General features: G+C 45.7%; 8 protein-coding genes. 4 read left to right on the top strand and 4 right to left on the bottom strand.

Annotation, left to right across the window (positions count from 1 at the left end):
- Positions 1–983: phosphoribosylamine--glycine ligase (gene purD / locus BCT81_RS14245; RefSeq protein WP_102424842.1), on the top strand; the 983-nt coding region annotated here is incomplete at its 5' end.
- Between the two features lie 160 nt (positions 984–1,143).
- Here the strand turns inward: purD and BCT81_RS14250 are convergent.
- Positions 1,144–1,848 carry a DUF1481 domain-containing protein gene (locus BCT81_RS14250; RefSeq protein WP_102424843.1) on the bottom strand — a complete coding sequence of 235 codons (705 nt, stop codon included), beginning with the start codon at positions 1,846–1,848 and terminating at the stop codon, positions 1,144–1,146.
- A gap of 47 nt (positions 1,849–1,895) precedes the next feature.
- A complete protein-coding gene (hupA, locus tag BCT81_RS14255; protein WP_004729753.1) occupies positions 1,896–2,168 on the bottom strand; it encodes a nucleoid-associated protein HU-alpha in 273 nt (90 codons plus the stop codon).
- A gap of 270 nt (positions 2,169–2,438) precedes the next feature.
- Here hupA and BCT81_RS14260 point away from each other — a divergent pair, with 270 nt between their 5' ends.
- Positions 2,439–3,590, top strand: a complete 1,152-nt coding sequence (locus BCT81_RS14260; RefSeq protein ID WP_102424844.1) for a hemolysin family protein — start codon at positions 2,439–2,441, stop codon at positions 3,588–3,590.
- An 81-nt stretch (positions 3,591–3,671) separates the two neighbouring features.
- Here the strand turns inward: BCT81_RS14260 and BCT81_RS14265 are convergent, their stop codons facing one another.
- Positions 3,672–4,259: a DUF416 family protein gene (locus BCT81_RS14265; protein ID WP_004737084.1), complete on the bottom strand. Its 588-nt coding sequence runs from the start codon at positions 4,257–4,259 to the stop codon at positions 3,672–3,674.
- Between the two features lie 71 nt (positions 4,260–4,330).
- On the opposite strand from BCT81_RS14265, the gene BCT81_RS14270 reads away from it, so the two are divergent.
- Positions 4,331–5,257: a D-2-hydroxyacid dehydrogenase gene (locus tag BCT81_RS14270; RefSeq protein WP_102424845.1), complete on the top strand. Its 927-nt coding sequence runs from the start codon at positions 4,331–4,333 to the stop codon at positions 5,255–5,257.
- Entirely contained in the window at positions 5,257–5,850 is a 594-nt protein-coding gene (locus BCT81_RS14275) for a uracil-DNA glycosylase family protein (RefSeq protein WP_004737082.1), read from the top strand. Before BCT81_RS14270 ends, BCT81_RS14275 begins: the two co-directional genes overlap by 1 nt.
- A gap of 106 nt (positions 5,851–5,956) precedes the next feature.
- Here BCT81_RS14275 and hemE read toward each other — a convergent pair whose 3' ends face one another.
- Entirely contained in the window at positions 5,957–7,024 is a 1,068-nt protein-coding gene (hemE, locus tag BCT81_RS14280) for a uroporphyrinogen decarboxylase (protein ID WP_102424846.1), read from the bottom strand.
- Positions 7,025–7,304: the final 280 nt, after the last annotated feature.

Here is a 7,304-nt window from a genome sequence, read left to right on the forward strand (position 1 = left end):
GCTCTAAAGCATTCACTAAAGACTTCCTAGCTCGTCACGACATCCCAACCGGTTCTTACGCGAACTTCACTGAGATTGAGCCAGCTATCGCTTACGTTCGTGAGCAAGGCGCACCAATCGTAGTTAAAGCTGACGGTCTTGCGGCTGGTAAAGGCGTTATCGTTGCGATGACTCTTGAAGAAGCAGAAGACGCAATCAAAGATATGCTAGCAGGCAACGCATTCGGCGAAGCTGGCAGCCGCGTGGTTATCGAAGAGTTCCTTGAAGGCGAAGAAGCAAGCTTCATCGTGATGGTTGATGGCTCAAGCGTTTTGCCTATGGCCACCAGCCAAGACCACAAACGTGTTGGCGACAAAGACACTGGTCCTAACACGGGCGGCATGGGTGCTTACTCTCCAGCTCCAGTGGTAACGCCTGAGATCCACAACCGCATCCTAGAGGAAGTTATCTACCCAACGGTACGCGGCATGGACGCAGAAGGCGCACCTTACACAGGTTTCCTTTACGCTGGCCTAATGATCGATGCTGACGGCACTCCGAAAGTTATCGAATACAACTGCCGCTTTGGCGACCCAGAAACGCAACCTATCATGATGCGTATGGAGTCAGACCTTGTTGATCTATGTCTAATGGCTATCGATGAGAAACTAGACCAAGCTGAGTCTAAGTGGGATCCACGTGCTTCAATTGGTGTTGTTCTTGCGGCTGGCGGCTACCCTGCTGACTACGCAAAAGGTGACGTAATTTCACTACCAACAAGCGAAGTTGAAGGCCAAAAGGTTTTCCACGCAGGTACTGCAAATAACGAAGCTGGCGACGTGGTGACAAACGGTGGTCGTGTACTTTGTGCAACAGCACTGGGTAACACTGTTTCTGAAGCTCAGGAACGCGCATACGCGTTAACGAAGCAAGTGAGCTGGAATGGTATGTTCCACCGCAATGACATTGGTTACCGTGCGATTGCGCGCGAGCAAGAGCAGTAATCACTGTTGTCACTCGCTTACTTTACAATAACAGTAAGTAAATGACAGCAAGCCAAGAATAGAAAAAGGCGCCTTAATGGGCGCCTTTTTTATTATCCTACGTACAAATGTACAGACTAATAAGTATTTAGCCTACAGTAGGCCAAATACTCTTAATGTTCTATTCGCTACTCTTCAGCAGTGATGGTCTTACAACACAATCATGGCTTTCTTCCGCTAACATCAATAGCTCCTCTACAGTGATTTTTCCTAGTGAATCACTGCCAAGAAACGCCGCATAGCTTTCCACTGATGCCAAACGGTTAATCACAAAGTTGGGTAAAGCTTGGTTGATATCGATGCTTGAAAACTCTTTCCCCGAGCAAGTTTCAAAAGACTGACCGTTCCAATAGCCTTGGACCAATTTGAATCCTTCGTCATTCTGCTTAGCCGTGGTCTCTAAGACTTGTGAGGCTTCTTTCTTATAGTTCTCTAACTGTGAAGATCGGATAGGTAGAATTTTGCCAGCAATGCGGTACTGCTGGTACACAGCTTCACCAGACTTGTTGAAACGTACATGAACACGATATGGGGCCAGTTCATTCGATGCGTTGCGCTGCTCGCCTTCACGGATAAATTCGCGAAGTACACCTTCCGACCAGGCGTAATCCGTTTGATACCAACCGTAATCACCGACGGTAACGTAATCTGCTGATGTATGAGGTTGTGTGAGCTTATTGGTCACCCAGTAAAAACTTGTCGCGTCGCCCATAACTTGGCCGCCGGTGTAAGTTTCAAATTGTTCTAGGTTTTTGCGAGGGCTTGTTGAAGAACAGCCTATGAGAAATGTAGATAATAGTGAAACGAGAAGAAATGCTTTTTTCATAAAAACCTGTACCGAGGTGGAATACGACTACCTCGGTACAGTTTAGATTATTTCACTGAATCTTTCAGCGCTTTACCTGCAACAAATGCTGGAACGTTTGCAGCAGCGATTTGGATCTCATCACCAGTTTTTGGGTTACGACCAGTGCGAGCTGCACGGTGGTTTACTTTAAAAGTACCAAAACCAATTAGCTGAACTTGATCGCCATCTTTAAGAGCATCTGTTACACCACCAAGAGTCGCTTCTAGAGCAGCTTTAGCTTGTGCTTTAGAAAGGTCCGCTTTTTCAGCAATAAAGTCGATTAATTGAGTCTTGTTCATTTTAGGTTTCCCTTCTTTGTATTTTTGAATTCAATTCACTCTAAAACATAAATGCCCCATCTGGCAAAGGTTTGTCGCCGATCTTTGACTCTAATGCCGTAGTTTTAGCCATAATATGAGTAATAACTCACAATTTGTTACTGATTTTATTAAGCAAGCCCTTGTTTAAAAGGGGCTGAGCGCAAAATTAATGATGACCAAGCCACTACTTTTTCTCTATAATCCACGCTGAATCGCTGATAAAGCGTACAATTTAATTTAAGGGCAAACATGCTGCTGCTAACTATTTACGTCTCCATCGCCATTGGAGTTTCTTTCATTTGTTCTGTTTTGGAAGCTGTACTTTTGAGTATTAGTCCGAGCTATATCGCTCAACTAAAACAAAATGGGCATCCTGCAGCAGAGTCGTTAGACAAACTGAAAACAGACATCGACCGCCCACTGGCGTCAATTTTAACGCTTAACACCATCGCGCACACAATCGGTGCTGCCACAGCAGGTGCACAAGCGGCGGTTGTTTTTGGTAGCCAATGGTTAGGTGTATTCTCTGCCGTACTGACTCTAGGTATCTTAGTACTGTCTGAAATCGTTCCAAAAACAATTGGTGCAACTTACTGGCGTCAACTTGCGCCAGCATCGGCGAGCGTACTTCGTTGGATGGTGTTCTTCCTAACACCGTTTGTTTGGTTCTCTGAGCAAATCACTAAGCGCTTGGCTCGTGGTCACGAAGCACCAAAAATGCGTGACGAGCTATCTGCAATGGCGATTTTGGCAAAAGAGAGCGGTGAGTTTGCAGAAGGTGAATCGAAAATCCTAAGCAACCTATTAGGCATTCAAGATGTACCAGTGACTCAAGTCATGACACCACGACCTGTTGTGTTCCGTGTCGATGCTGAAATGAGCATCAATCAGTTCCTTGCGGACCATAAAGACACGCCATTCTCACGTCCGCTGGTTTACAGTGAGCAGAGTGACAATATCATCGGTTTTGTACACCGCTTAGAGCTGTTCAAGCTGCAACAAGCAGGTTGTGGCGAAAAGCCACTAGGTGACGTAATGCGCCCTATTCACGTGTTACTGAACAATCTGCCATTACCAAAAGCGTTCGATCAGATGATGGCTCAACGCCTTCAGCTATCTCTTGTTGTTGATGAATACGGCACAATTCAGGGCATCATTACCCTAGAGGACATCTTTGAGCACCTAGTAGGTGAAGAGATTGTTGATGAAGCGGATAAAACGACCGACATGCAAGAGTTGGCATTCCAACGCTGGGAAAAATGGAAAGAGAAACACGGCGTAATTGAGAGCCGCGATGAAGAAGACGAGTTGGAAGAAGAAACTCAAGCAGATAGCGATACTTCAGATTCGAAGGCAACCGACAAAGAGCAAGCGTCTAAAGAAGAGAAAAAAGACGCTTAATCTGAATTGGTTATCAATAGATACAACAAAGGCTCCCAAGGGAGCCTTTATTTTGATATGTACTTTGGTTCGATTGCGAACTTATAGAGTAACGCCAATGTTACTTACTGGCTCTTCACGCAGTTCGTGGCGTAAGTCTTTAATCAACTCGATATCACGTTCAGTCGCTTCACGCAGTGGTCGGAAAATGGCCCACTGAACGTCCCACTCTTCACATACCGCTTCGTTTTCTTTCTGGTTTTCGTTAGTCACTTCTTCAGCGCCTTGAGCGAACTCAAGCTCAGCAACCGTTTTAACCGACTGTTGGCTTACTTTAATCACGGCTTCAAACATATGCTCGCGGTCAAGCAGACCATGGACAAGCGTTGCCAAACCTTGGCAAGCGTCCATTGCAGGGTAAACACCATAGAAGTCAAAATCGTCTGCGCTAGGGAAAAGCTCTTCAACTTTCTCTAATTGGCGTTCAAAGTTCACCTTTGCCGTTTTTACCGTTAGGATTTCCCAAATGCTATCCAAAACATCACGATAGATGCGAGCTTCGGCAAATTCTGTATTCTCACAAAACATGGCATAGTTAGGGTACATACGCTCACACAGACACGCCATAAAGGTAATTTGTTGCCAAGGTTCTAACTTTTCAAGACGAACCTGCAGTGGATTCTGAAGCATAGTCACTCAATAATTGCAGAAAAAGACAGCGAAAGTGTACTTGATAAACTCTGGGGGGAAAAGGTAAGCCGATGAACAATTTTACGAATAAGCTCTATATTATGACTGAGCATGACGATACCTATACGCAACTGATTCTAAACCGGGATCTACCCGACCTAGAAATCACTCAAAACCCCGAGTTAGCTGAGATTGTATTAGCGTCGCCTCCCCTGATAGCCGAGCGCCTTAACGAGTTTAAAACGCTTGAGTGGGTACAAAGCACCTACGCTGGCATCAATAAGCTCACCCAACCAGAACTTCGCCAGGATTACACGCTAACCAATGTAAAAGGTATCTTCGGCCCTGCTATCTCGGAGTACGTTTTAGGTTACGCAATCAGCCACTTTAGACACTTTCCTCACTACCACCAGCAACAACAGCAACGAAACTGGCAGCCTCAGCTTTATTCTAGCCTAACTGACAAAACTATGGTGATTTTAGGCACAGGGTCTATCGGCAGCCATTTAGCAAAAACCGCTGCGGCGTTTGGCATTCATACCATTGGTGTCAACCGTACTGGTATCCCATCGAAGCAAGAAACCTTTAAAGACACTTTCCATATCAATGAACTGGAGGCAGCTCTCAAGCAAGCGGACATTGTGGTCAACACCTTGCCTTCGACCGCTGAAACCTATCAACTGCTCAACCAAACGACCCTTGGTTATTGTTCTAACGTGCTGCTATTTAATGTTGGCAGAGGCGAAGGCATCGACAACAAAGCGCTGTTGCTAGCGATTAAAAACCGTTGGGTTGAGCATGCATTTCTTGATGTGTTTGAAAGCGAGCCCCTTTCGCAAAATCACCCTTTCTGGAAACTGCCACAAGTCACTATTACACCGCACATTGCCGCACTCAGTGAACCGAGACAGGTGGTCGAGATCTTCGCAGAGAACTACAAGCAGTGGCGAGATGGATTTACCCTAAATCATGTCATCGACTTTGATAAAGGTTACTGATGAGCTCACCATTACTCACCGAGATAAGAAAGTGCCGAGCTTGTGAACCCCACCTTTCACATGGTGCTAACCCGGTTATCCAAGCCCACCCAAATGCACGCTTGCTAATCATTGGGCAAGCGCCAGGTATCAAAGTGCATGAATCCTCCATCCCGTGGAATGACGCCAGTGGCGAGCGATTAAGAGAGTGGCTAGGGATAGACAGCGACACCTTTTATGACGAACAAAAGGTCGCGATTGTACCTATGGGTTTCTGCTACCCAGGTAAAGGGAAGAGTGGTGATCTGCCACCACGTAAGGAGTGTGCTGAGCTCTGGCACAAGAAAGTATTGCGGTCACTGCCCAATGTTCAAATGACACTTTTGATTGGGCAGTATGCGCAAAACTACTATTTGAAGGAAAGAGCCACCAAGACACTGACAGAGACTGTCAAAAACTGGCAGGTTTGGGCACCAGAGTTTTTACCACTTCCCCACCCTTCACCACGCAATAATATTTGGCTCAAGAAGAACCCATGGTTTGAAAGTGAGGTTATTCCTTACATACGCAAACACATCTCAGAGCATTTGGCCTACCATGATCCAAATGCCTAATGAGCTGCACACAGCCGAAATTAAACGAGTATAGAATTACCAATCTGAAGGCAATAAAAAAGCGCTGCCAGTTACCCAGCAGCGCTTTCAATTATCTGACTCAGAATTACTTATGGTAAGGCTTAGACAGTTCGTGAACAGCGTCAACGAACACACCAGCGTTTTCTGGCGGCACATCTAAGTGAATACCGTGGCCTAGGTTAAATACGTGGCCAGTACCAGCATCACCAAAGCCTTCAAGGATAGTCGATACCTCTTCACGGATACGCTCTGGAGAAGCGTAAAGCATTGAAGGATCCATGTTACCTTGCAGAGCAACCTTATCACCCACGCGCTTAACTGCGTCTTGGATGTTGATAGTCCAGTCTAGGCCAACTGCATCACAGCCCGTTGCTGCGATCTGCTCTAGCCACATGCCACCGTTCTTAGTGAATAGTGTTACTGGTACACGACGACCATCGTTTTCACGGATTAGACCATCAACGATTTTGTGCATGTATTGCAGTGAGAATAGGTTGTAATCACGAGGAGTCAGTACACCACCCCATGTATCAAATACCATTACCGATTGAGCACCCGCTTTGATTTGCGCGTTTAGGTATTCGATAACGCTGTCTGCTAGCTTATCTAGAAGTAAGTGCAGCGTTTGTGGTTCTGCGTACATCATCTTCTTGATCTTAGTGAATGCTTTAGAGCTTCCACCTTCAACCATGTAAGTCGCTAGAGTCCATGGACTACCAGAGAAACCGATCAATGGAACGTCGCCGTTCAAATCTTTGCGGATCTGACGTACTGCGTTCATTACGTATTGCAGCTCACCTTCTGGATCTGGCAGGCCAATTTTTTCTACGTCAGCTTTACACGTGATAGGACGCTCAAACTTAGGACCTTCACCTGTCTCAAAGTACAAACCTAGGCCCATAGCATCAGGGATCGTTAGGATGTCAGAGAACAAGATTGCCGCATCAAGCGGGAAACGACGTAAAGGTTGAAGGGTTACTTCTGATGCAAGTTCCGCGTTTTTGCACAAAGACATGAAGTCGCCTGCTTCTGCACGCGTTGCTTTGTACTCTGGAAGATAGCGGCCAGCTTGGCGCATCATCCATACCGGTGTGTAATCAACAGGCTGCTTTAAAAGTGCGCGTAAATAGCGATCGTTCTTTAATTCGGTCATTCCGTTAAATTCCAATTCAATCTTGTCTAGTTTTGATGGCAAGTATTCTAACACTGATTGAGGGGTAAAAGCTGTGTGCTTTGCAACCTAGATCAAGTTATTAACTTTTAAATCAATGCTTAATTTGCACCCAATTAAGGGAGCATGTTAAAAATTTGTTCGCTAGCGAAAATTACAATTATAACACCTGAGTAGTCACTACTCAGCATCTCATAACGACATCTTACTTACCCCCTCCACTTGTGGAGGGTTTTTTTTAGCTTTTGACCACCCATAGGCC

Source organism: Vibrio sp. 10N.261.52.A1 (assembly GCF_002876325.1).
Lineage (GTDB): Bacteria > Pseudomonadota > Gammaproteobacteria > Enterobacterales > Vibrionaceae > Vibrio > Vibrio chagasii.